General features: G+C 65.0%; 3 protein-coding genes. All 3 read left to right on the top strand.

Annotation, left to right across the window (positions count from 1 at the left end; translation table 11 throughout):
• The first annotated feature begins 84 nt into the window (after positions 1-84).
• Positions 85-465 carry a rhodanese-like domain-containing protein gene (locus J0A65_RS24180; RefSeq protein WP_206596810.1) on the top strand — a complete coding sequence of 127 codons (381 nt, stop codon included), beginning with the start codon at positions 85-87 and terminating at the stop codon, positions 463-465.
• Between the two features lie 174 nt (positions 466-639).
• Entirely contained in the window at positions 640-858 is a 219-nt protein-coding gene (gene cydP, locus J0A65_RS24175) for a cytochrome oxidase putative small subunit CydP (protein WP_134675951.1), read from the top strand.
• Positions 855-944 (top strand): cytochrome ubiquinol oxidase subunit I (locus tag J0A65_RS24170; RefSeq protein ID WP_206596811.1); only part of this gene is annotated, 90 nt, incomplete at its 3' end. The genes cydP and J0A65_RS24170, both read left to right, overlap by 4 nt.

The raw sequence follows: 944 nt of genomic DNA, 5'->3' as shown, positions 1-944 counted from the left end.
CAAGCACCTGGCGCCGCAGCTGACCCGGGAGACCCTGGAGCGTGCCGATACTCCCTCCCCCATACGCGACGAAAGGAACGTTTCATGAAGAGTGCACATGACCTGGTGGCCGCTGCCAGGAGCCGCATCGACGAAGTCGATCTGCCGCAGGCTGACGCGGCCATCCGGGCTGCCGACCTGCTGATCGACGTGCGAGAGGCGGACGAGTTCAGCGCGGCGCACATTCCCGGCGCCGTCCACATCCCTCGCGGGCTGCTGGAGTTCAGGCTGAGCAACGAGCCGCAACTGGCCAACCGCGACCTCAGGCTGGTGCTCTACTGCAAGAACAGCGGACGCTCGGCGCTGGCCGCCGACGCCCTGAGGGAAATGGGCTACCGCCAGGTCCTTTCCCTGGCTGGCGGTATCGATGCCTGGCAGGCCGCCGGACACGACGTGCTCGCCCCCAGCCTGCCGGAGTTCGACTGAAACGGCCCGTGACCGGCAACGCCTGTCACCGTCGGCAGGCTAATCGCGGTTCTACTGACCTGCATCAATCCCCGGCACTTCTATACTCCCCCAGGTAATCAGTAACATTAGGACACACACTGCCAGCGAGCGTCGCCCGCTCAGGGCCGCCCGCTGCCGGCAAGGAGTTCCTGGATGTCCGAACGCCAACCCTCCGCCTCCGCATGGCGCATCCCGCTGGTACGCGAGATCGCCGTGATCCTGCTGATCAAGCTGACCCTGCTGCTGAGCATCAAGGCCATCTGGTTCAACGAGCCGACCGTCCCCGGCGACGGCCAGCAACGCGTCGAGGCCCACCTGTTCGGCCCCGCTACCACCCCCTCTTCAATACCCACCGAGGAGAAACCGAGATGATCTCGGAATCAGTCGTCGACCTGTCACGCCTGCAGTTCGCCATGACAGCGATGTATCACTTCATCTTCGTGCCCCTGACCCTGGGC

It is taken from the genome of Bowmanella yangjiangensis, from assembly GCF_017255015.1.
In the GTDB taxonomy this organism is placed as follows: Bacteria; Pseudomonadota; Gammaproteobacteria; order Enterobacterales; family Alteromonadaceae; genus Bowmanella; species Bowmanella yangjiangensis.
The sequence above is the reverse complement of the archived record's forward strand: the minus strand, read 5'-3'. Positions and strand labels throughout refer to the sequence as shown.

What these genes read in the sequence shown, in the direction of transcription:
- J0A65_RS24180 (WP_206596810.1), top strand. Translation starts at nt 85, where the DNA reads ATGAAGAGTGCACATGACCTGGTGGCCGCTGCCAGGAGCCGCATCGAC.
- cydP (WP_134675951.1), top strand. Translation starts at nt 640, where the DNA reads ATGTCCGAACGCCAACCCTCCGCCTCCGCATGGCGCATCCCGCTGGTA.